Origin of the sequence: Qipengyuania sp. (genome assembly GCF_048550555.1) — a bacterium.
Lineage (GTDB): Bacteria > Pseudomonadota > Alphaproteobacteria > Sphingomonadales > Sphingomonadaceae > Qipengyuania.
In genome coordinates, this window is record NZ_JBLYYF010000018.1 from 37,076 (window position 1) to 57,798 (window position 20,723).

The 20,723-nt window shown below is 67.7% G+C and carries 22 protein-coding genes; 14 read left to right on the top strand and 8 right to left on the bottom strand.

Annotated features, from left to right (window positions below; all coding sequences use genetic code 11):
- The first annotated feature begins 53 nt into the window (after positions 1-53).
- From ACN4E0_RS04150 to ACN4E0_RS04165, 4 genes are read left to right on the top strand one after another with little or no spacing between them, the layout of a single operon-like run.
- On the top strand, positions 54-1,061 hold the full coding sequence (locus ACN4E0_RS04150) for a ligase-associated DNA damage response exonuclease (RefSeq protein WP_419565888.1): 1,008 nt from the start codon (positions 54-56) through the stop codon (positions 1,059-1,061).
- A 3-nt stretch (positions 1,062-1,064) separates the two neighbouring features.
- Entirely contained in the window at positions 1,065-2,657 is a 1,593-nt protein-coding gene (locus tag ACN4E0_RS04155) for a cisplatin damage response ATP-dependent DNA ligase (RefSeq protein WP_419565891.1), read from the top strand.
- Between the two features lie 52 nt (positions 2,658-2,709).
- A complete protein-coding gene (locus tag ACN4E0_RS04160) occupies positions 2,710-3,222 on the top strand; it encodes a DUF1993 domain-containing protein (protein ID WP_419565893.1) in 513 nt (170 codons plus the stop codon).
- A 34-nt stretch (positions 3,223-3,256) separates the two neighbouring features.
- Positions 3,257-3,901: a YoaK family protein gene (locus tag ACN4E0_RS04165; RefSeq protein ID WP_419565896.1), complete on the top strand. Its 645-nt coding sequence runs from the start codon at positions 3,257-3,259 to the stop codon at positions 3,899-3,901.
- Here ACN4E0_RS04165 and ACN4E0_RS04170 read toward each other — a convergent pair.
- From ACN4E0_RS04170 to ACN4E0_RS04195, 6 genes are read right to left on the bottom strand one after another with little or no spacing between them, the layout of a single operon-like run.
- The gene (locus ACN4E0_RS04170; RefSeq protein ID WP_419565898.1) at positions 3,898-4,176 is read right to left on the bottom strand and encodes a DUF167 domain-containing protein; all 279 of its coding nucleotides are present in this window, start codon (positions 4,174-4,176) and stop codon (positions 3,898-3,900) included. The genes ACN4E0_RS04165 and ACN4E0_RS04170 overlap by 4 nt on opposite strands.
- Entirely contained in the window at positions 4,157-4,759 is a 603-nt protein-coding gene (locus ACN4E0_RS04175) for a gamma carbonic anhydrase family protein (RefSeq protein WP_419565901.1), read from the bottom strand. Before ACN4E0_RS04175 ends, ACN4E0_RS04170 begins: the two co-directional genes overlap by 20 nt.
- Complete coding sequence (locus tag ACN4E0_RS04180) at positions 4,756-5,328, bottom strand: GNAT family N-acetyltransferase (RefSeq protein ID WP_419565904.1); 573 nt, start codon at positions 5,326-5,328, stop codon at positions 4,756-4,758. The genes ACN4E0_RS04175 and ACN4E0_RS04180 overlap by 4 nt, the downstream gene beginning before the upstream one ends.
- Positions 5,321-5,884, bottom strand: a complete 564-nt coding sequence (locus tag ACN4E0_RS04185; RefSeq protein WP_419565906.1) for a GNAT family N-acetyltransferase — start codon at positions 5,882-5,884, stop codon at positions 5,321-5,323. Before ACN4E0_RS04185 ends, ACN4E0_RS04180 begins: the two co-directional genes overlap by 8 nt.
- The gene (gene hemB, locus ACN4E0_RS04190) at positions 5,877-6,875 is read right to left on the bottom strand and encodes a porphobilinogen synthase (RefSeq protein WP_419565908.1); all 999 of its coding nucleotides are present in this window, start codon (positions 6,873-6,875) and stop codon (positions 5,877-5,879) included. The genes ACN4E0_RS04185 and hemB overlap by 8 nt, the downstream gene beginning before the upstream one ends.
- A gap of 37 nt (positions 6,876-6,912) precedes the next feature.
- A complete protein-coding gene (locus ACN4E0_RS04195) occupies positions 6,913-8,499 on the bottom strand; it encodes a M23 family metallopeptidase (protein WP_419565911.1) in 1,587 nt (528 codons plus the stop codon).
- A gap of 295 nt (positions 8,500-8,794) precedes the next feature.
- On the opposite strand from ACN4E0_RS04195, the gene ACN4E0_RS04200 reads away from it, so the two are divergent.
- The 7 genes from ACN4E0_RS04200 to ACN4E0_RS04230 all read left to right on the top strand — a co-directional run bounded on the left by ACN4E0_RS04200 (position 8,795) and on the right by ACN4E0_RS04230 (position 14,923).
- The gene (locus ACN4E0_RS04200) at positions 8,795-11,227 is read left to right on the top strand and encodes a helicase-related protein (RefSeq protein WP_419566272.1); all 2,433 of its coding nucleotides are present in this window, start codon (positions 8,795-8,797) and stop codon (positions 11,225-11,227) included.
- 13 nt (positions 11,228-11,240) lie between these two features.
- A complete protein-coding gene (locus ACN4E0_RS04205) occupies positions 11,241-11,498 on the top strand; it encodes an RNA-binding S4 domain-containing protein (protein ID WP_221602295.1) in 258 nt (85 codons plus the stop codon).
- Between the two features lie 51 nt (positions 11,499-11,549).
- On the top strand, positions 11,550-11,888 hold the full coding sequence (fdxA, locus tag ACN4E0_RS04210) for a ferredoxin FdxA (RefSeq protein ID WP_221602298.1): 339 nt from the start codon (positions 11,550-11,552) through the stop codon (positions 11,886-11,888).
- A gap of 255 nt (positions 11,889-12,143) precedes the next feature.
- Positions 12,144-12,677, top strand: coding sequence for a CarD family transcriptional regulator (locus ACN4E0_RS04215; protein WP_115415586.1), 534 nt, complete (start codon positions 12,144-12,146; stop codon positions 12,675-12,677).
- A 166-nt stretch (positions 12,678-12,843) separates the two neighbouring features.
- Entirely contained in the window at positions 12,844-13,581 is a 738-nt protein-coding gene (locus ACN4E0_RS04220; protein ID WP_419565915.1) for a head GIN domain-containing protein, read from the top strand.
- A gap of 135 nt (positions 13,582-13,716) precedes the next feature.
- The gene (locus ACN4E0_RS04225) at positions 13,717-14,535 is read left to right on the top strand and encodes a head GIN domain-containing protein (protein WP_419565917.1); all 819 of its coding nucleotides are present in this window, start codon (positions 13,717-13,719) and stop codon (positions 14,533-14,535) included.
- Positions 14,536-14,590: 55 nt separating this feature from the next.
- Positions 14,591-14,923 carry a hypothetical protein gene (locus tag ACN4E0_RS04230; protein ID WP_419565920.1) on the top strand — a complete coding sequence of 111 codons (333 nt, stop codon included), beginning with the start codon at positions 14,591-14,593 and terminating at the stop codon, positions 14,921-14,923.
- On the opposite strand, the gene ACN4E0_RS04235 is transcribed toward ACN4E0_RS04230, so the two are convergent.
- The gene (locus tag ACN4E0_RS04235) at positions 14,920-15,849 is read right to left on the bottom strand and encodes an L-threonylcarbamoyladenylate synthase (RefSeq protein WP_419565921.1); all 930 of its coding nucleotides are present in this window, start codon (positions 15,847-15,849) and stop codon (positions 14,920-14,922) included. The genes ACN4E0_RS04230 and ACN4E0_RS04235 overlap by 4 nt on opposite strands.
- A gap of 46 nt (positions 15,850-15,895) precedes the next feature.
- On the opposite strand from ACN4E0_RS04235, the gene ACN4E0_RS04240 reads away from it, so the two are divergent.
- Positions 15,896-17,635 carry an acyl-CoA dehydrogenase gene (locus ACN4E0_RS04240; protein ID WP_419565923.1) on the top strand — a complete coding sequence of 580 codons (1,740 nt, stop codon included), beginning with the start codon at positions 15,896-15,898 and terminating at the stop codon, positions 17,633-17,635.
- 1 nt (position 17,636) lies between these two features.
- Here ACN4E0_RS04240 and ACN4E0_RS04245 read toward each other — a convergent pair whose 3' ends face one another.
- Complete coding sequence (locus ACN4E0_RS04245) at positions 17,637-19,097, bottom strand: PQQ-dependent sugar dehydrogenase (RefSeq protein ID WP_419565926.1); 1,461 nt, start codon at positions 19,095-19,097, stop codon at positions 17,637-17,639.
- 77 nt (positions 19,098-19,174) lie between these two features.
- On the opposite strand from ACN4E0_RS04245, the gene ACN4E0_RS04250 reads away from it, so the two are divergent.
- Entirely contained in the window at positions 19,175-19,657 is a 483-nt protein-coding gene (locus ACN4E0_RS04250; RefSeq protein ID WP_419565929.1) for a GAF domain-containing protein, read from the top strand.
- 122 nt (positions 19,658-19,779) lie between these two features.
- Positions 19,780-20,697: a glycine zipper 2TM domain-containing protein gene (locus tag ACN4E0_RS04255; protein ID WP_419565932.1), complete on the top strand. Its 918-nt coding sequence runs from the start codon at positions 19,780-19,782 to the stop codon at positions 20,695-20,697.
- Positions 20,698-20,723: the final 26 nt, after the last annotated feature.

Sequence of the window (20,723 nt, forward strand, 5' to 3'; positions counted from 1 at the left end):
ATTTGAAGGGGCGCCACCGGGAACGGTCGGCGCCCTTTTCGTTTGAGTCGGGGATGGCCGCAGCCCCCTTTTCCTGGATCCGCCCCGAGCCGCACGGCATCCATGTGGTGCCCGCCGATTGCTGGGTCGATCCCAGCCGCGCGGTCGACAGGGCGCTGGTCACGCATGGCCATGCCGACCATGCGCGCGGCGGGCACGGGCAGACCGTCGCCACTCCCGAGACACTGGCGATCATGAAGTTGCGTTACGCGACTTCCGACGGCGCCACCCCGGTCCGGTACGGCGAGACGATCCGCCTGCCGGGCGAAGTCGATGCCACCTACATCCCGGCAGGCCATGTCCTCGGCAGCGCGCAGATCCTGCTCGAACATGCCGGGGAGCGCGTCGTCGTGACCGGGGACTACAAGCGACGTCACGACCCCACCTGCCCGCCCTTCGCAGTCACCCCCTGCGACGTCTTCATCACCGAGGCGACCTTCGGCCTGCCGGTCTTCTGCCATCCGCCGATCCAAGAGGAGATGGCGAAGCTGCTCGATCGGCTCGCCGCGCATCCCGAACGCTGCGTGCTCGTCGGGGCCTATGCATTGGGCAAGGCGCAGCGCGTGATCGCCGAACTGCGCCGCGCCGGGCACGCCGCGCCGATCTACCTCCATGGGGCGATGGAGAAGATGTGCCGGCTCTACGAAGAGCACGGGGTCGATCTCGGCGAATTGCGGCTGGTGGCCGATCATTCGAAGGACGCCATGCGCGGCTCGATCGTGGTCTGTCCGCCCTCCGCGCTCAACGATCGCTGGTCGCGCCGCCTGCCCGAGCCGATCACCGCCATGGCAAGCGGCTGGATGCGCATCCGTCAGCGCGCGCGCCAGCGCAATGTCGAGCTGCCGCTGGTGATTTCCGACCATGCCGACTGGGGCGAGCTGACGCGGACGATCGAGGAAGTCGGCGCCGAGGAAAACTGGATCACGCATGGCCGCGAGGATGCGTTGCTGCGCTGGTGCCAGCTCCACCAGCGCCGCGCCCGTGCGCTGGCGCTGGTCGGCTATGAAGACGAGGACGACTGAGCGGTGGAGGAATTCGCCGCCCTGATCGACGCGCTGGTCTATACGCGCAGCCGGAATGAGAAGCTGCGGTTGATCGCGGAGTATCTGCGCGCGACGCCCGATCCCGACCGCGGCTGGGCCCTCGCCGCGCTCGCCGACGGGCTCGACTTCCCGGCGGTGAAGAGCTCGACCATCCGCAATTTGCTCAAGGACCGGATCGACCCGGTACTCTGGACGCTGAGCCGCGACTTCGTCGGCGACACGGCGGAGACCGCCAGCCTCCTGTGGCCCGCGCCCGACGATTCGCCCTCGCCGCCGACGGTGAGCGAGGCGGTAGACCAGCTTGGCGGCATGAATCGCAAAAGCGTGCTGACCGAGCTACCGCGCCTGCTCGACCGCCTCGATCCCTCGGGTCGTTATGCGCTGCTCAAGCTGGCCACCGGGGGCATGCGGATCGGCGTTTCCAGCCGTCTGGCCAAGACCGCCTTCGCGCAGGCCTTCGACGTATCGGTCGAGGAGGTCGAGGAGTACTGGCACGGGCTCGATGCGCCCTATGATCCGCTGTTCGCCTGGGCCGCGCGGGGCGAGGCGCCGCCGGACATCGAGAACCTGCCGACCTTCCGCCCCTTCATGCTCGCCCATCCGCTGGAAGAGACGGTGGTCGATCTCGCCGATTACGCGGCCGAATGGAAATGGGACGGTATCCGCGTCCAGCTCGTCCGCGCGGGCGAGGAGACCCGCGTCTATTCGCGCTCGGGCGATGATATTTCGGCGACCTTCCCCGAACTGCTCGACGTCCTGCCCTTCCCCGCCGTGCTCGACGGCGAACTGCTCGTGCGCGGCGCGCACCAGGGGGGCGAAGCGGGCGGCGCGGCGAGCTTCAATGCGCTGCAGCAGCGGCTCGGGCGCAAGACGGTGAGCAAGAAGATGCTCGTCGAGTTTCCTGCTTTCGTCCGGCTCTACGACGCGCTCCTGCTCGAAGGCGAGGATCTGCGCGGTCTCCCCTGGACCGAGCGCCGCGCACGGCTCGAGGCGCTGATGGCGCGCATTCCCGAATCGCATTTCGACCTCAGCCAGCTGGTCGAGGCGCAGGATTTCGACCAGCTCGCCGCAATCCGCGAGGGTGCGCGCGACGATGCGATCGAGGGGCTGATGCTCAAGCGCCGCGACAGCCCCTATATCGCCGGGCGGCGCGTCGGTTACTGGTACAAGTGGAAGCGCGACCCGCTGCTGATCGACTGCGTGTTGATGTATGCCCAGCGCGGCAGCGGCAAGCGCTCGAGCTTCTTCTCCGACTACACTTTCGGGTGCTGGGACGGCGATCCCGACGCCGGTGCCGAGTTGTTGCCGGTGGGCAAGGCCTATTCGGGCTTTACCGACGAGGAGCTGAAGAAACTCGACCGGCACGTCCGCCAGAACACGGTCAACCGCTTCGGCCCGGTGCGCGAGACCGACAAAAGCCTCGTCTTCGAGGTCGCCTTCGACAGCGTCCATGAAAGCAAGCGCCACAAATCGGGGCTCGCCATGCGCTTCCCGCGTATCCACCGCGTCCGCTGGGACAAGCCGCCGCACGAGGCCGACCGGATCGAGACGCTGCGGGCGCTGATCAGGGATTGAACCGCGTCGGCTACGCACTAGACACGGTCGGCATCCTCCATGGAGATTGCCGATGAGCTATGCCGACGACACGACGACCACCTTCACCGACATGCTCGGCACGCTCGAACGCCTGCTCGACAAGGCCGAAGCCGGCGGAATGGACGATGCCGTCCTCGATGCGAAACTGGCCGAGGACATGTACCCGCTCGAAACGCAGTTCCGGGTAGCGATCAACCAGGTCTGGCTCGCGCTCGGTCGCGTAGGGCCCGAAGAACTGCCGCTCGATGAAGAGGCCTACACCTCGCTCGCGGATGTCCGCGACCGGCTGCACGCGGTGCGCGAGGGGCTGGCCGTGGTGCCGCCCGCCAGCTGGGCCGATCCCGAGGCCGAGATCGACATGACCTTGCCGAACGGCATGCGCTTCGTCATGAACGCGCGCGAGTATATCCGCGACTGGATGCTGCCCAACTTCTACTTCCACACCACGATGGCCTACGCGCTGCTGCGCCATAAGGGGCTCGATCTCGGCAAGGGCGATTTCGTCGGGCACATGGCGCGGTATGCCCGCGCGCCGGAGGGCTAGGGCCGCCATGACCCGGTCGCTGCGATAGCCCGGCATGCAGCGCTTCACGCCGAGCCAGCGGAATTTCGCTTATGCGGTCGCCGCCCTGGCCGGCTATGTCGACGTGACCGGTTACTTCCAGCTCAAGGGCTATTTCGTCTCTTTCATGACCGGGAATACGACCCTGCTCGCACACGATCTGGCGAGCGGCAATCCGCGCATGCTGGTGCCCGCGCTATTGCTGGCGGGATTCGTGATCGGGGTGACGATCGGCACGCTGGCGGGCGACGGTGCGGCCAAGCAGCGCAAGCGCAGGGTGATGGAACTGGTGCTTGGCGGGCTTGTCCTGGCCGCAGCGGCGCGCGCGCTCGGCGCAGCGGAGCTCGCGCTGGGCCTGCTGGTCATGGCCATGGGCGCGACCAATACGGTGATGAGCGGCAATCGCCGCGAAAGCCCGGTCGGCCTCACCTACATGACCGGCGCGCTGGTCCGGACCGGACAGCTGATCGCCGACCGGCTGCGGGGCGACGTCGCCGCCCGTCCCTGGCTGTTCGCCGGGCTCTGGGCGAGCCTGCTGGTCGGTGCGCTCGGCGGGGCACTGGTGGCGATCCACATTCCCGCCCTGTCGCTGTGGCTGGCGGCAGCGGGAGCGGCGCTGCTCTGGCTGCGGGCGCGCAGGCTACCGGCGACCGCTCGCTAGACCGCAATCGCCAGCACCTTGTCGCGAGAAGTCGCGCCGCGCACAATCCGACAGCGTGACGTCGCCACGCCAAGGGCGCGTGCCACGAGTGCCTCCACCGCTGCATTGGCGGCGCCATCGGTAGGCCTTGCCCGCACCTTCACCAACACGCTGCCGTCCTCGATGGCGATACTCTCGCTGCGGGCCCCGGGAGTTACGCGCACGCGTAGCTGCCCATCCATGACGAGCGCCTTCAAGCCGGCTGGATCGGGAAGGTCAGCCCTGGGCCGCGCCATGACCCGTCGCGGCGTCGACGGCGGCCGCGTGCTGCTTCGCGTTTTCGGCGTAATGTGCGACGCCCATGCGCATGCCGGCGATCGCGGCGGCGTCGAGATCGCGCATCTTGCGTGCCGGGCGCCCGCCCCACAGCTCGCGCGCACCCATGACCTTGCCCTCGGTGAGCATGGCGCCCGCGGCGAGCATGGCGTCCGACCCGATCACCGCCTTGTTCATCGCGATCGCTCCGAGGCCGACGAAGCCGCGATCCTCGATCGTGCAGCCGTGGACCATGGCCATGTGGCCGATCAGCACGTCGTCGCCGATGATCAGCGGCGAACCGTCGGGATCGCCCGGTCGTTCGGGATCGCAATGGCAGACGGTGCCGTCCTGGATGTTCGATCGCTCGCCGATGACGATGCGGCTGACATCGGCGCGCAGTACGCAATTGTACCATACCGAGCTGTCGGCCCCGATCTCGACATTGCCGATGATCGTGCAGCCGGGTGCGATAAAGGCGCTGTCGTGGATCTTCGGCGTGTGGCCGTGGATCGGAATGAGGGTGACACCCGGTCGGGATTTGGGGGCGCGGCTCGCGGTCATCGTGTGCTCTCCCGTTGGTCTCTTGCCCATTGGTCTCTTGAAAGCGAATACAGGATCGTCGGATTGTCTTCCGGCGGATAGCCTGGATCGTCGAAATCGAGATCCTCGCGCCGGACCATGCCGAGCTTTTCCATCAGTTTCCAGCTGCCGACATTGCCTTCGCTGGTCAACGCCACGACATGCGGTGCACCCACGCGGGTGAAGGCCCAATCGAACACCGCGCGCATCGCCTCCTCGGCATAGCCGCGGCGCCAGCGGTCTTCGCGCACCAGCCAGCCGACCTCGTGATCGCCGACATTCTTCGCCTGCGGGTTGTCGACCCGCTTGATTCCGCAATGGCCGACCATTTCGCCCGTGGCCTTCTCGATCATGAAGAGAAAGCTGAAGCCCTCGCGTGCATAGAGCGCCCGCGACTTGGCGTGCTTGGCCTCGATCTCGTGGAGTTCCTTGACGCCGCCAAGACGCGCCATCACCGACGGCGTGTTGAGCAGCCGGTCCTGCTCGGCGGCATCGCCCTCGTCGATCGTGCGCAGCACCAGCCGCTCGGTTTCGGCAATGATGTCAGCCATGCGCTTTCTTCCATTCTTCGCGGTCGATCGAATAGACCACCGTGTCACGCCAGGGGTGATCGTATCGCTCGTCTGGATAGTCGAGATCTTCGCGCCGCCGCATGCCGAGCCGCTTCATCAGCCCCCAGCTCGCCGCATTGCCTTCGACCGTGAGCGCCACGACTTCCCCGGCGCCAAAGCGTTCGAATGCCGTCGCGAGCGCGGCCAGCGCCGCCTCCTTCGCATAGCCTTGCCCCCAGGCATCCTCGCGCATGCGCCACCCGACCTCCATCGCCCCGGGGACGCTCGATCCCGGCGCATCGGCACGCTTGAGGCCGCAGAAGCCGAGCAGCGCGCCGTCCCGCTTGCGCTCCATCGTCCAGAAGCAGAAGCCATTGCGCGCGGCGCAGGCTTCGACCCGCGCGCGCTGCTTTGTCCGCCCCTCCGCGTCGAGCACGCCGCCGAGCCATTCCATGACTGCCGGCGTGTTGGTGCCATGGAAGAACTCCGCCCAGTCGGCATCGCCGCGCCAGTCGCGCAGGATCAGCCTTTCGGTCTCCAGCCGGAACTCACCCATTCAGCAGCTGCGCCGCGCGCGGGGCGTGATAGGTCAGCACGCCGCTGCAGCCGGCGCGCTTGAAGGCGAGCAGTTTTTCCATCAGCAGCGCATCCCGATCGCCCAATCCCGCCGCCGCACCCGCCTCGATCAGCGCGTATTCGCCGCTCACCTGATAGGCGAAGACGGGAACGTGGAACTGCTGCTTGGCGCGCCAGATGATGTCGAGATAGGCGAGCCCCGGCTTGACCATCACGCTGTCGGCGCCCTCGGCGATGTCGAGCGCGATTTCGCGCATCGCCTCGTCGCCGTTTGCCGGGTCCATCTGGTAGCTCTTCTTGTCGCCCTTGAGCAGGCCGCCCGACCCCACCGCATCGCGGAAGGGGCCGTAAAAGGCGGAGGCGTATTTGGCCGAATAGGCCATGATCTGGACATTGGGGTGCTGGTTCATCTCCAGCGCCATGCGGATCGCCTTCACTCGCCCGTCCATCATGTCCGACGGGGCGATGATGTCCGCACCCGCATCGGCCTGGTTGACCGCCTGGTCGACCAGCACGGCGACGGTATCGTCGTTGAGGACATAGCCCGTATCGTCGAGCAGCCCGTCCTGCCCGTGGCTGGTATAGGGGTCGAGCGCGACATCGGTGAGGATGCCGATGTCGCTGCCGCAAGCGTCACGGACCGCCTTGATCGCGCGGCACATGAGGTTGTCGGGATTGAGCGCTTCGGCGCCATCGTCGCTGCGCTTGTCCGCCTGGGTGTTCGGGAACAGCGCAATGCAGGGAATGCCCAGATCGACCGCTTCCTTCGCGCGCTTGGCGATGCCGTCGACCGACCAGCGCGACACGCCGGGCAGGCTCGCCACCGGTTCCTCGACCCCCGTGCCGTCGGTCACGAACAGCGGCCAGATCAGATCAGTGGGGGTCAGCACGGTTTCGCGGTGCATGGCGCGGCTCCAGCCGCTCGCACGGGTGCGGCGCAGGCGGGTGGCGGGATAGTTTGAATTGGTCATGGCGACGCTGTGCCGCAAGCGCGCGCGCGGCGCAATCTCAGCCCTTCTTGGGCGGCGAGAGCCGGTCGATCTCGCGCGCCGGTTCGCTCGCGGCGACTTCGGCCGAAGTCTGTTCGAGCGCGGCGAGCGCGGCGCCCGGCTCGACCGTCTTGATCCGCGCCAGCGCATCCTTGAAGCGCCGCAGTTCGGCGCCGGCCAGCTGCGCCCTGCTGACATACTGGACGCTCGACGGGTCGATCGCGCGACCGCTGCGGTACATTTCGTAATGGAGGTGCGCCCCGGTGGAGAGGCCGGTCGAGCCGACATAGCCGATCACCTGCCCGCGCCGGACGCTCTGCCCGCGGTTCACCGCGATCCGGCTCATGTGGCAATAGCGCGTGTCGATCCCGCCGTCGTGGTGCAGCCGCACCGCATTGCCGCAGCCGCCCATGCGACCCGCGCCGGTGACGCGTCCGTCGGTCACAGCGACGATCGGCGTGCCGTAGCTGGCCTTGAAATCGAGCCCCGAATGCATCCGGCGATAGCCCAGGATCGGGTGGCGCCGCATTCCGAAGCGCGAGGTCATGCGGCCCGGGACCGGGGCCATCAATCCGCCGCGCTGTTCGCCGACGCCAGACGCCTCGTAGAATTCGCCTTCCTTGCCCCAGCGCATCAGCTGGACGCGCGGCTTTTCCGCCCGCTCGAGCCCGGCGTAGAGCAATTGCCCCGCCTGGCGCTCGCCGGTGGCGGCGCGGCGATGGGCGACGATGAAATCGAAAGTGTCGTCAGAGCGGACGTCGCGGTCGAGATTCACATATTGGCCGAGCGTCTTGAGATAGGCCTGGACCGCGCTTGCCGGCGCCCCGGCGGCGCGCGCCGAGCGATAAAGGCTGTCGCCGACGGTGCCGCGAATGCGCAGCGGGGTCTCGTCGACGCGAATGACATGCTTGGTCAGCGCGAGGTCGGTGCCTTCGCCCGGTCGTTCGACCGCCAGCTCAAGATCGAAGCGGGCGCGGAAGGCGATCGTCTCGAGCGGGCGCGGCGCCCCCGGTGCGGGACGCCGGCCGAGAGTGATGTCGAAGCTCGTGCCCGGGCCGAGGTCGGACAGGTTCATTGCGCCGCCGACGAGTTCGGTGACACGCAGGCTGTCGTCGCGACCGACACCGGCACGGCGCAGCAGGCGTTCGAAGGTGTCGCCGCGGCCCATCGTGAGGACCGTCTCCAGCGTCGGCCGTTCGGGCGCGGCAGCGAGCGGTTCGACCAGCGCGGTGGCGCCCATGTGACGGCCGCTGTCGGCGCCCAGCGCAAGCGGGAGGATCATCTGGCTGCGGTATTCGTCGCGCACGGCATCGTCGACATGCGCCGGGGGTGCGGCCTCGAGCGGGGCGAAGCTGGGCCAGAAGGCGATCGCCGCGGCGCTCAGCCCGACGAAGGTCCCGAGCCCGCGCATCCAGCGCTTGCTGCCGATCTCGCTGCCGAGATCGGGCGCGAGGTCGAGCGCGGCGATCCGGCCCGACAGCTGGTCGCGCATGGTGGCCCAGGAAAATGCGGGCTGGCGCGGCGGCTGGACGATCTGGTCATGCGCAAGCGAAGCGGGGGCCTGACCCTGTCCGCCGGTGGCTTCGTGCCCGTGGGTATCGTCCATGTCCGCTGGGGACCTGTACACCTGCGCTGTCCCTTCTTTCCGGCCGCTCGCTGCGATAAATGGCGGCCTCGACCCTTCCTGCAGGGTCCTTTGCCCGTTCCGCTTGCCAAAACAAAGTAAAGGCCCGCTTAACTTGCGGCGGTCCGAGTCGCGATTGCGGCGAATCGAGGGAACGGGGCGCCGGGTGGTTGCCCTTGGCCCCTGCCGCTGCCACCTAGGGGGGGTGCAGGGTAGCGCAATCAAGGCGGTCCTCGGACCCACCAATACCGGCAAGACGCATCTGGCGATCGAGCGCATGGCCGCGCATTCGAGCGGCTGCATGGGCTTCCCGCTGCGCCTGCTCGCGCGCGAGGTCTACGACCGGGTGCGCGCGATCAAGGGCGACGATGCGGTCGCGCTTATTACCGGCGAGGAGCGGATCGAGCCTCCGAATGCGCGCTATCGCTGCTGCACGGTGGAAGCGATGCCGCGCGACGGCGCCCATGCCGCCTTCGTCGCGCTCGACGAGGCGCAGCTCGCCGCCGACCGCGAGCGCGGGCACATCTTCACCGACCGTCTGCTGAACACGCGCGGGCGCGAGGAGACCATGCTGCTGGGCGCGGCGACGCTCGAGCCGTTGGTACGGCAATTGGTGCCCGAGGCGGAGATTTCGGACCGACCGCGCTTTTCCACCCTAACGCACATCGGGCCGCGCAAACTGTCGCGCCTGCCTCCGCGCAGCGCGATCGTCGCCTTCAGCGCCGAGCAGGTCTACGCCGTGGCCGAGATGCTGCGGCGCTTCCGTGGCGGCGCGGCGGTGGTGATGGGCGCGCTGAGCCCCGAGACGCGCAACAAGCAGGTCGCCTTGTTCCAGAATGGCGAGGTCGACTACATCGTCGCCACCGATGCCATCGGCATGGGGTTGAACCTCGACGTCAATCACGTCGCCTTCGCCGGGCTCGGCAAATTCGACGGCGTGCGCATGCGCCGCCTCCTGCCCGCCGAAATGGCGCAGATCGCGGGACGCGCGGGGCGTCACCAGCGCGATGGCACCTTCGGCACGCTGGCGGGCACCAGCAAGCACGGCGCCGCGCCCGAATTCACCGATGAAGAGGTCTATGCGATCGAGGAACACCGTTTCGCCCCGCTGACCCACCTCTTCTGGCGCGAGCCCGAACCGCGTTACGATTCGCTCGGCGTGCTGATCGCCGACCTCGAGGCCCCGCCGGAAGACCCTGCGCTGCGGCTTGCGCCCGAGGCGATCGACCTCGCCACGCTCAAGCGACTGGCCGACGAGCCCATGGCCGCGCAGGTCCGCGGGCCGGGCATGGTGCGGCGCTTCTGGGAGGCCTGTTCGCTCCCCGACTTCCGCCAGCGGGGGCCCGACGTCCATGCCCGCTTCGTCGCACGGCTGTGGCAGGATCTCGCGCAGGGCCATATCGGGGCCGACTATGTCGCGGCGCGGATCAGCGAACTCGACAACATGGCCGGGGACATCGATACGCTGCAGGGTCGCATCGCGGCGATTCGCAGCTGGGCCTATATCTGCCAGCGGCCCGACTGGGTGCTGGCGCGCGACGAGATGGCCGCGCGGGCGCGCGGGGTCGAGGCCAAATTGTCGGACGCGCTCCATGCGCGGCTGACCGAGAGATTCGTAAACCGGAGGACGGCGATCCTGATGAAGTCGCTGGGACAGGATGCAGGCATGTTGCCGATTGAACTGAACGATGCGGGCGAAGTGAGCGTCGAGGGCGAAGTGCTCGGCCATGTCGAGGGGTTGCGCTTCGCGGTCGATCCCTCCGCCCGCCACGAGGACCGGCGCATGCTGCTCGCTGCGGCGGAGAAGGCGCTGCCTAGGCTGCTCGGCGAAAAGGCCGAGGCGCTGGCGGCATCGGACATGGACGGCGTCGAGCTGGCGCGCGGCGCGATCCGCTGGAACGGGCAGGAGTTGGCACAGCTTGAGCCCCGCCCCGGCAGCGTGGTGCCGCTGATCAAGCCGACGCGCGAAGTCGCCGCCCTGCCCGAGGGCGCGCGGACCAAGCTCGTCGCCGCGCTGGAGGCCTGGCTGGCGAAGACGCTCGAGCCGCTCGATGCGCTCGAAAAGCTGCATCACGCGGCGGGCAATCCCGAGGCCGGGTCGCAGGCGCGCGCGCTGCTGCTCAACCTCATCGCCGGGCATGGCTACGTCACCCGCGAGCAGGCGGGGATCGAGCACCTGCCCAAGGAGATGCGCCCCTTCCTGCGCAAGATCGGCGTGACTTTCGGCGCGCTCGACATCTTCGCGCCCGCGCTGCTCAAGCCCGCGCCGCGCCAGCTGCTCCATGCGCTGGGGATCGACCGGCGCCCGCTGCAGGACGCGATGCTGCCGGTCATCGCCGATGCGAAGAAGCTGCCCTCGGGCTATCGCCATGCGGGCAGCCAGGCGATCCGCATCGATCTCGCCGAGAAGATCCTGCGCGCCGCGCACGAGGTCCGCGCCAAGGCGCAGGGCAAGGACCGCAGGCGCAAATTCGTGCTCGACTATGCGCTGCCGATCTCGATCGGGCTCGACGAAGGCAATATCGCGCGCCTGCTCGGCAATGCCGGCTTCCGCGTGCAGAAGGCTCGCCCGCTGACGGAGGGGCAATTCGGCCCGCCGCGCCCCGATAGCTGGGAATGGCGCCCCGCGCGGCGCAAGCAGGAGCGGCAGAAGCCCGCGCAGCCGCGCGAAGGCAACGCCTTCGCCGCGCTCGCCGGCCTGGTGCGCTGATGGACCGCGCGCGGTGAGGATCGACCGGCTGCTGTGCTACCTGCGCTTCGTGCGGACGCGCAGCGCGGCGCACAGGCTGGTCGAAGAGGGGCATATCCGCCGCAATGGCGAGCGCGTGACGCGCTGTTCGCGCGACATCGGCGCGGGCGACATCCTCACTCTCCCGCTCGGCGAAAGGGTCCGGCTGATCGAAATCATCACGCTTCCCGAAAGGCGCGGGCCACCGCGCGAAGCGCAGGCCTGTTACCGGGAGCTTGACCCCAACGGATAATCCGCCCTAGCAGCGCGGATCAGGGAACCATTTCTAGGGATTACGCTACCCATGACCTATGTCGTCACCGAGGCCTGCATCAAGTGCAAGTACACCGACTGCGTCGAGGTCTGTCCGGTCGATTGCTTCTACGAAGGCGACAACATGCTGGTCATCAATCCCAGCGAGTGCATCGACTGCGGCGTATGCGAACCCGAATGCCCCGCGGAGGCGATTCTTCCCGACACTGAGGACGGACTGGAGAAGTGGCTCGAGCTGAACACCAAGTTCAGCGCCGAATGGCCCAACATTACCCAGTCGAAGGAGCCGCCGGCCGACGCCGACGAGCACAAGGACGAAGAAGACAAGTTCGACAAGTACTTCTCGCCCGACCCCGGCGAGGGCGACTGATCCGGGGCGGCCGTCACGGACCGCTCGCCTGCAGCCTCCGGCCCATTCAATTGCGATTCGCAATTTTCTTGCGGCTGTGCTATATAATGCAACAACTGCGCCGGTTTGCTCCCGGCCAGGTGTGAGAATTGAAAGGGCAGGCCACCAGCAACGTCACAACCGGTACCAGACCGCACTCCCCCGAGCGGGATTGCGGCCAAGGTTTCGACGACGCTGCTGTCCCTCCGGTCGAGCCCGGACGAAAGGATAGATTGCATGGCAAGCAAGGCTGATGCCTTCGACGTTGGCGACTACGTTGTTTACCCCAAGCACGGTGTTGGCCGTGTCATCGAGCTCCAGAGCGAGGAAATCGCCGGCATGCAGCTCGATCTTTATGTCCTCCGCTTCGAAAAGGAACGCATGACGCTGCGCGTTCCGGTCAACAAGGTCGAATCGATCGGCATGCGCAAGCTGTCGAGCGACAAGACCCTGAAGGAGGCGATGGAGACGCTGAAAGGCAAGCCCAAGGTCAAGCGGACCATGTGGAGCCGTCGCGCGCAGGAATACGAAGCCAAGATCAACTCGGGCGAGATCGTCCTGATCGCGGAAGTCACGCGCGACCTGTTCCGCCCCGACGACCAGCCCGAACAGTCCTATTCGGAGCGCCAGATCTTCGAAGCGGCCTCGAGCCGTCTCGCCCGTGAACTCGCGGCGATGGAGAAGACCGACGAGGCGACTGCGCTGGAAAAGATCCTCGACGTGCTGCGCGAACACGCGCCGCAGTATTACGAGAACACCGAAGACGCGTAAGCGCTTCGCAACCCGGACGCATGAGGGGGGTGCCGCAAGGCGCCCCCTTTTCGTTTGCACGGTCAGCGACCGTCGATTCCATCAAACGATTACAGTTGTCGACGAGCGTCCTCGACTTTGCCTGCCGATGGTGAGACCTATGCCTCCACCATTCGGGAGAACGTCCATGTTTCGCATTCTTGCCGCCGCCTCGCTCGGCCTCGCCACGATTGTCGCCCTGCCCGCCGGTTCCGCACTCGCGCACGAGAAATGGCGCTCCAAGCTCGACGACGGGCAACCCATCTCGCAGGATTGGGCCCGCACCGGCCGCTTCGATTCGGTCATTCTCGCGGGCGCCGACAACGTCACCGTGACGCGCGGCGACAGTTGGCAGATCCGCGCGAGCGGCAGCGCGGAAGTGCTCGCCGAGCTGCGCTTCCTCGTCGAGGACGGCAAGATCACCGTCGGGCGGCGTCATCGCCACGACCGGATCGAAGGCACCGCCCGCATCGAGATCGTCGCACCCGCGGTCGAGGACGTCGTCCTTGCCGGTTCGGGCAGTCTTTCGGTCGACGCAATGAACGGCTCCGAGATCGGCGCGACCGTCGCCGGCTCGGGCACGATCGACGTGAGCCGCGTTCAGGCATCGGAACTCAAGGCGACCATCGCAGGCTCGGGCGATCTGCGCATCGCGGGACAGGCCGATGACGGCAAGATCACCATAGCGGGCAGCGGCGATATCGACGGCCGCAACCTGCGCGTGGGACGCGCGAGCGTCTCGATCGCAGGCTCGGGCGACGCGCGCTTCCGCGCCGACGGGCGGGTCTCCGCGAGCATCGTCGGTAGCGGCGGTGCGGTGGTGACGGGGACCACCGATTGTTCGCAGACCCGGATGGGTTCGGGCCGCCTCACCTGCTCGCGCTGAGTTCTACGAACGGCAGCCTCGGGTCGATCGGCGGGCCAGGCTCGCCGGTCGATCCGCATCCTCCGGCTTGATGATCGTCGCGCGCTGTATTATATCAGCAATACGGACTGCCGCTGCGAGAGGAATACCACTGCGATGATCCACCGTTTATTCAAGGGCCTCGCGCCCCTGGCCGTGCTGGCCGGCGCCGCACTCGTCACCGGATGCGATGGCTTGAACATCCAGATCGGCGACAGCGACGGCGTGCCGCTGGCCGAACTCGATACCAGCGGACCGGCCCCCACCGAACTGGTGCTCGCCGGCCCCGACACGGTCATCGTCCGCGAAGGTGCGGCGCTCGACATCTCGGTCTCGGGCGATGACGCGGCGGTCGATGCGCTGCGCTTCTCGCTCGACGACGGTTCGCTCGGCATCAGCCGCGAGAAGAACAGCTGGAAGGACAAGGGTCGCGCAACCATCCGCGTCACCATGCCCAGCCTTACCGCCATGGTCCTGGCCGGTTCGGGCGATATCGAGGCCGAATCGATGACCGGCAAGGCCGATGTCACCATCGCCGGGTCGGGCAAGGCCAGGGTCGCCAAGATCGACGCCACCTCGCTCGATCTGACCATCGCCGGGTCGGGCGATTTCGCCGCCAGCGGGAAGGTCGAAACGCTCGACCTGACCATCGCCGGCTCGGGCAAAGCGGACATGGCCGGGCTCGAGGTCGGCGGCGCCGACATTTCGGTTGCCGGCTCGGGTAATGCCGAGTTCACCTCCGACGGCAAGGTCGACGCCAGCATCATGGGATCGGGCTCGATCACCGTGAACGGCCGCGCCAACTGTACCGTCAGCGCGATGGGCTCGGGCAAGCTCAACTGCCGCGAAGTGACCAGCGCAAGCAAGGCCTCCGAGGCTCCGGCAGCCCCCATCGCCCCGCCGGCGCCCGAGGCGCCCGAAGCACCCGACGCCTGAGTTCATCGACGGCTCACCGGTTTTCGGCTAGGCGGCGCGGCGAAAGGATTTCGTCATGCGTCGCCTAGCTCTTTTGATCCTGCTGCCTTCCGCCGTGATGCTGCCCGGTTGCCTCGCCAAGACCGTCGTCGATGTCGCCACGGCGCCGGTGAAAGTCGTCAGCAAGGGCGTCGACCTCGCCACCACCAGCCAGTCCGAAGCGGACGAGAAGCGCGGGCGCGAGATCCGTCGGCGCGAGGAGCGCCTCGCCAAGCTCGAGCGGCAGTACCAGAAGCAGCTCGACGACTGCGAGGACGGCAGCCGGCGCGCCTGCGACGAGGCGCGCGATACCTATGCCGAGATGCAGCAGATCATCCCCTCGATCCCGGTCGCGCCCGAAGGCGATTAGTCGGGCGGGGTCGCGGCCCGGCGCAGCCGGTCGTTGATCGCGATGCCGATACCCTGCTCCGGGACGGGCGCCACCGCGATGCGCGGCTTGTCCGAGCGGGCCCCCTCGTGGAGGCAGGCATAGAGCCGCGCCGCGGCCTCGGCGAGATCGCCGCGGGCCGATAGGGTACAGTCCCCCCCGACCGCGCCGAAGCCGATCATGAAGTCGTCTGGCGCAACTTGCGTCGCATTCAGCCGCACCGGCTTGCCCGGCGCGTAATGGCTGGCGAGCTGGCCGGGGGCTTCGATCCGCCTGCGCTCGCCTGCCTCCGCCTCAAGCGCGATGGGGCCGGGGCGCAGCACTTCGACCGAACCGTCGGCGCGGACTGCGGCGATCGTCGATTCGAGACCGCGCTCGCATTCGCCGCCATCGAGCACTGCATCGATTCGCCCATCGAGCGAGGCCAGCACATGCGCGGGCGTGGTCGGGCTGATGAAGCCGCTGCGATTGGCCGAGGGCGCCGCGAGCGGCAGGCCGACCTCTTTCAGCAGGCGCTGCATCACCGGATGCGCGGGCATGCGCAGTGCTAGGGTGTCGAGACCCGCGGTCACGGCAGCCGCCAGTCCGGCATCGTGGCGACGCGGGAGCACCAGCGTCAGCGGCCCGGGCCAGTGTTCCTCGGCCAACCGCTCGGCTTCCGGCGTGAACTCGGCGAGCGCATGAGCCTGCTCGAACGACGCGACGTGGACGATCAGCGGATTGAAACTCGGCCTACCCTTCGCTGCATATATCCCCGCGACCGCCGTATCGCTGTCCGCGCGTGCGGCGAGGCCATAGACGGTCTCGGTCGGCACCGCGACAAGGCCGCCCTCGCGTAGAATTGCGACCGCGCGGGCCAGGCCGCCGGCCTCTGCGCGAAGCGTTTCCGTAACGTATTTGCCGCCCATGCCCGCGCGCTATATCTGCGGGCAGGCAAAGCCAAGAGGATTACACGTGACCTACACCCCCGCCACCCAGGACCAGCTGCTCGCCATCCGCGTCAATGCCGGGATCGAGGAGCTGGCGCATGCCGAGAGATTCGCCGCCGCCGAGCCCGACATGGTCGAGGCCATCGTCGGCGGGATCGGCGAATTCGCCGCGGGCGAATGGGCTCCGCTCAACCGCATCGGCGACCTCGAGGGCGCCAGGCTCGAGAACGGCGCGGTGCGCCTGCCCGAGGGCTTCGCCGAGGCCTATGCGCATTATGTCGAGCAAGGCTGGAATGCGATTTCGGGTCTTGTCGAATTCGGCGGCCAGGGACTGCCCTTCACGCTCTCGTGCAATGTGCTCGAGAACCTCGGCACGGCGAACATGGCCTTCAACCTGCTGCCGATGCTGAGCGTCGGGGCGATCGAATCGCTCGAGCATCACGGGTCGAGGGAACTGCAGGAGAAATACCTGCCCAAGCTCGTCAGCGGCGAATGGTCGGGGACGATGAACCTCACCGAATCGCAGGCTGGTTCCGACGTCGGCGCGCTGCGTACCACGGCGCAGCCGATCACCGAGGGCGACCATGCGGGCAAGTACCGGATCAAGGGCCAGAAGATATACATCACCTGGGGCGAACACGAGCTGGCCGAGAACATCGTCCATCTCGTCCTCGCGCGCCTGCCCGACGCGCCGGAGGGAAGCCGTGGCATCTCGCTCTTCATCGTCCCCAAGTATCATGTGAAGGACGACGGCTCGCTCGGCCCGCACAACGACCTGCGCTGCGTCAGCATCGAGCACAAGCTCGGCATCAACGCCTCGCCTACCTGCGTGATGAGCTACGGCGACAATGACGAATGCATCGGCGAGCTGGTCGGCGCGGAGAACCGCGGTCTGATGGCGATGTTCACGATGATGAACAATGCGCGCATCAACGTCGGCAACCAGGGTGTGCAGATCGGCGAGCGCGCGACGCAACAGGCGCTCGCCTATGCCCGCGAACGCGTACAGTCGGCGCGCGCCGGATCGCCCGACAAGTCCCCGGTGGCGATCGTCGAGCATCCCGACGTGCGGCGCATGCTGCTGCGGATGAAGGCGCTGACCGAAGCCGCCCGCGCGCTGCTCTACTACACGGCCGGCCAGGTCGATCGCGGGACGCTGGGCGACGAAGCCGCCGGCGCGCGCGGTGAAGTGCTCACTCCGCTGATCAAGGCCTGGGGCACCGATATCGGAATCGAGGTCGCCAGCCTCGGCGTGCAAATCCATGGCGGCATGGGCTTCATCGAGGAAACCGGCGCCGCGCAGCATTGGCGCGATTCGCGCATCGCCCCGATCTACGAGGGCACCAACGGCATCCAGGCCGCCGATCTCGTCACGCGCAAGCTGGGGCTCGATGGCGGCGAGGCGCTGAGCGCCCTGATTTCCGATATCGCGCGCGATGCGGCGCAGGAGCCGGCACTTGCCGCGCTCGCCGCCGATTGCGAAGCGGTCGCCCGGTGGATGCGCGAGGAGGCGAGTCTCGACGATCGGCTCGCCGGGTCGGTCCCCTTCTGCACCATGATGGCGGTGGCCGTCGCGGGCTGGCAGCTATTGAACCAATTGCGCGCCGTCGAGAACGCAGAAGCACCGGCCCTGGCCGCCGGAAAGGCGGCCACAGTGCGCTTCTTCCTCGACCGTATCGTACCCGAAGCGGCGGGTCTGAAGGCCTCGGCCACGGCCGGTGCCGCAGCGCTCTACGCGCTGTCGCCCGACCAGCTCGCGGGCTGAGCTATTCGGCGGTTACGCGCCGCGCATAGTCGTCCTTGCCGAAACTCGCCTCCATCCCGTTCAGCTCGCGCTGGGGCGGCAGGCGATCGCCCGTCACGCGCGCGATGCCCTTCTGCCCTTCGGCGCCGGGAGCGAAGACCCGCCAGATGATCCCGGCGGTATCGTCGGATACCAGCAGCGAGCCGTCGCCGCCCCATTCGACCCAGGTCGGCCGCCCATGCGTCTTCCCGCCATCCGCGAGGAAGCCCGACAGGACGGGAACCGGCTTGCCCGTCGGGTTGCCGCGCTCGTCGAAGGCGACGTAGACCACGTCGTAGCCCGACGGCGGCTTGCGATTCCACGAGCCGTGCCGCGCGATGAAGGCACCGTTGGCGAATTTCGGCCCCATCTTCGCGCCTTCGGTGCTGAATACGAGGCCGAGCGCGGCGACGTGCGGACCGAGCGCATATTCGGGCGTGCGGACATAATTGATGAACTGCGGGATCGGATATTTCACCCGGCGATCGTAATTGTCGCCGTAATAGACCCACGGCCAGCCGTAATTCGAGCCGACGGGAACATTGGTGAGATAATCGGGCACGAGGTCCGAGCCGAGCATGTCGCGCTCGTTCACCGTGGTCCACAGCTCGCCCGACCAGGGACTGAAATCGAGCCCGTTGGGATTGCGCAAGCCGGCGCCGAAGACGCGCTGGCGACCTGTCTCGAGATTGATCTCCCAGATCAATGCGCGACCTTCCTCGATCTCCATTCCGTCGTCGCCGATATTGGTCTTGGAGCCGACCGCGGCATAGAGCCGGTCGCCGTCCGGATGCAGCGCGAGATTGCGCATCCAATGGCCGGTGCCCTCGGCGAGGTCGGCGATCTTCCGCCCCTCCCCGGCAAGGCGGGTGGCCCCGAGTTCGTAGTCGAAGGCCAACACCTCGTCGTGATTGGCGACGTAGAGCGTGTTGTCGCCCCATGCGAGGCCCGAGGGCGTATCGAGGTCGTCGCGCAGAACGAAACGCCCTTCTGCCACCCCGTCGCCATCGGCATCGCGCAGCAGAACGATCTGGTTGGGGCTCTCACCGCCGGCGCCCGCCTTGCGGAAGAGGAAGCCTTCGATGATGCCGCGCAGCCCCTTGCTCTCGCCGCTCCCGAGCGAGGGCGCGCGCGTGAGTGAGACCAGCACGTCGCCATTGGGCAGCGCCTGCAGCGTACGCGGATGGTCGAGGCCTTGGGCGAAGCGGGAGACGGCGAGCCCCTCGGCCGCGACCGGGACCTCCTTCTCCCCCCAGCCGATCGGTTCGGCGATCGCCACGGTGGGGAAGCCTTCCGCCGCCGGCTCGTCGAGCTTCGGATCGGTTCCGACCGTTTCGTCGAAGGGAACGTCGGCCGTGTCGCCCCGGGTGAAGAAATAGCCTGCGACGAGGACGACCAGCAGGATGACGAGGAGCGCGATGCCCAGCTTCTTGAGGATACCCATGGCGCGGGGAATAAGCGAGCGTGCCTGATCGGGCAATGGGGGTTGCAGCCGGGATTGCGCGCGCTACATCGCGCGACATGTTCGATTTTCGCCCCGATGCCGAAACGCCCAAGCCCGAGGCCTATCGCCAGCTGGTGGACGCGGCCGACGCGCTCACCGCGGGTGAGCCCGATGGCGTAGCCAATATGGCCAATGTCGCCGCGCTGCTGGGCGATTTCCTGCCCGATCTCAACTGGGCGGGTTTCTACCGGGTGATCGACGGCGAACTGGTGCTGGGGCCCTTCGTGGGCCGGCCGGCCTGCATCCGCATCCCGCTGGGCAAGGGGGTCTGCGGCGTGGCGGCGTCCGAAGGCAAGACCCAGCTGGTCGAGGACGTCCACGCCTTCCCGGGCCATATCGCCTGCGATGCGGTGACAAATTCGGAACTGGTGGTGCCCGTCAGCCGCGAAGGCGCGGTGGTCGCCGTGATCGACCTCGACAGCCCGCTGGCGGCGCGTTTCGATGAAGAAGATGCCACGGGAATCGAGGCGCTGGCCGCCCTGCTGGCGGAGCGGATCTGATCCCGCCTGCCCCATAGCGGCACAACACGGGCTGCGCTTTTGCGCTTGCGCCGGGGAATGCTAACATCGCGGTAACCACAGTGGGTCGGTCGTGGGCCGAGTCGCCTGAAGGAGCCCGTGTCATGTTCGTTCGTACCGCCCTCGTCCTTTCCGCTTCCGGCCTCGCCGTGCTTCCTGGCGTGGCGCTGGCGCAGAGCACGCTGTCCTACGAGACCGGCCAGTACGAATATGCCCAGCCCAAGGCCGAGCTCGACGACGATGTCGTGACCGAAACCGTACCCAACGCCGAAGCGCCCGCCGTGGTCTTCGTCGAATCTCCGACGATCCAGTCGATCGACCCATCGGCGCCGCAAAGTGCGATGCCGGCCGCCGACCCGGCTGTGCCCTTGCCCGCAGCGCGGACCATTCCGGCGCGCAATGCGGCACCGGTCGCAACGGCAGCGCAGGCGCAGCCGACCTACGTCTATGTCCAGCAGCCGCCGCAGGTGCTCTATGCCTATCCGGCCCCGGTGACCTATGCGCAGCCCACCGCCGGCGCCTCGCGGGTGATCTATCGCGATGCGCCAGCGCAGCAGGCCCAGCCGGTGCAACCGGTGGAATACGGCTACGGCTACCAGCCGGGCCAGGTCTCGACCCAACTCTACCTGCCCGCCGGGGCGCAGCTGGTCGCTTTCGATCGCAATTCCTGGCTCGAACAGTGCCGTTCACGGCTCGATACCTATCAAAGCGACAGCGATCGCGGGCAAGTGATCGGGGCGCTGGTCGGGGCGGCCGCCGGAGGCGTCATTGGCAACCGCGTTGCGGGACGCGGCAACCGCACTGCCGGCACGCTGATTGGCGCGGGAGCCGGGGCGCTGGCGGGAATGGCCGTGGGCGACGCTATCGATGATCGCAAGGATCGGCGGACAGACAGCTACGGCCAGTGCGAGGCCTATCTCGACGACTATATGCAGCAGGCCAACGCCAGCGCGGGCCGGGTGCAATACAGCCAACCCGGGCAGTACATGCTCGTGCCGGTAACGGTGGCGATGCCGCGGTAGACGCTATCGCGCGGTGCTCCGCCAAG

Bases quoted from the DNA above. Each gene is read 5' to 3' on its own strand.
- ACN4E0_RS04150 (WP_419565888.1), top strand. From the start codon at position 54: ATGGCCGCAGCCCCCTTTTCCTGGATCCGCCCCGAGCCGCACGGCATC.
- ACN4E0_RS04160 (WP_419565893.1), top strand. From the start codon at position 2,710: ATGAGCTATGCCGACGACACGACGACCACCTTCACCGACATGCTCGGC.
- ACN4E0_RS04165 (WP_419565896.1), top strand. From the start codon at position 3,257: ATGCAGCGCTTCACGCCGAGCCAGCGGAATTTCGCTTATGCGGTCGCC.
- ACN4E0_RS04170 (WP_419565898.1), bottom strand. From the start codon at position 4,176: ATGGCGCGGCCCAGGGCTGACCTTCCCGATCCAGCCGGCTTGAAGGCG.
- ACN4E0_RS04175 (WP_419565901.1), bottom strand. From the start codon at position 4,759: ATGACCGCGAGCCGCGCCCCCAAATCCCGACCGGGTGTCACCCTCATT.
- ACN4E0_RS04180 (WP_419565904.1), bottom strand. From the start codon at position 5,328: ATGGCTGACATCATTGCCGAAACCGAGCGGCTGGTGCTGCGCACGATC.
- ACN4E0_RS04185 (WP_419565906.1), bottom strand. From the start codon at position 5,884: ATGGGTGAGTTCCGGCTGGAGACCGAAAGGCTGATCCTGCGCGACTGG.
- hemB (WP_419565908.1), bottom strand. From the start codon at position 6,875: ATGACCAATTCAAACTATCCCGCCACCCGCCTGCGCCGCACCCGTGCG.
- ACN4E0_RS04195 (WP_419565911.1), bottom strand. From the start codon at position 8,499: ATGGACGATACCCACGGGCACGAAGCCACCGGCGGACAGGGTCAGGCC.
- ACN4E0_RS04200 (WP_419566272.1), top strand. From the start codon at position 8,795: ATGGCCGCGCATTCGAGCGGCTGCATGGGCTTCCCGCTGCGCCTGCTC.
- fdxA (WP_221602298.1), top strand. From the start codon at position 11,550: ATGACCTATGTCGTCACCGAGGCCTGCATCAAGTGCAAGTACACCGAC.
- ACN4E0_RS04215 (WP_115415586.1), top strand. From the start codon at position 12,144: ATGGCAAGCAAGGCTGATGCCTTCGACGTTGGCGACTACGTTGTTTAC.
- ACN4E0_RS04220 (WP_419565915.1), top strand. From the start codon at position 12,844: ATGTTTCGCATTCTTGCCGCCGCCTCGCTCGGCCTCGCCACGATTGTC.
- ACN4E0_RS04225 (WP_419565917.1), top strand. From the start codon at position 13,717: ATGATCCACCGTTTATTCAAGGGCCTCGCGCCCCTGGCCGTGCTGGCC.
- ACN4E0_RS04230 (WP_419565920.1), top strand. From the start codon at position 14,591: ATGCGTCGCCTAGCTCTTTTGATCCTGCTGCCTTCCGCCGTGATGCTG.
- ACN4E0_RS04235 (WP_419565921.1), bottom strand. From the start codon at position 15,849: ATGGGCGGCAAATACGTTACGGAAACGCTTCGCGCAGAGGCCGGCGGC.
- ACN4E0_RS04245 (WP_419565926.1), bottom strand. From the start codon at position 19,097: ATGGGTATCCTCAAGAAGCTGGGCATCGCGCTCCTCGTCATCCTGCTG.
- ACN4E0_RS04250 (WP_419565929.1), top strand. From the start codon at position 19,175: ATGTTCGATTTTCGCCCCGATGCCGAAACGCCCAAGCCCGAGGCCTAT.
- ACN4E0_RS04255 (WP_419565932.1), top strand. From the start codon at position 19,780: ATGTTCGTTCGTACCGCCCTCGTCCTTTCCGCTTCCGGCCTCGCCGTG.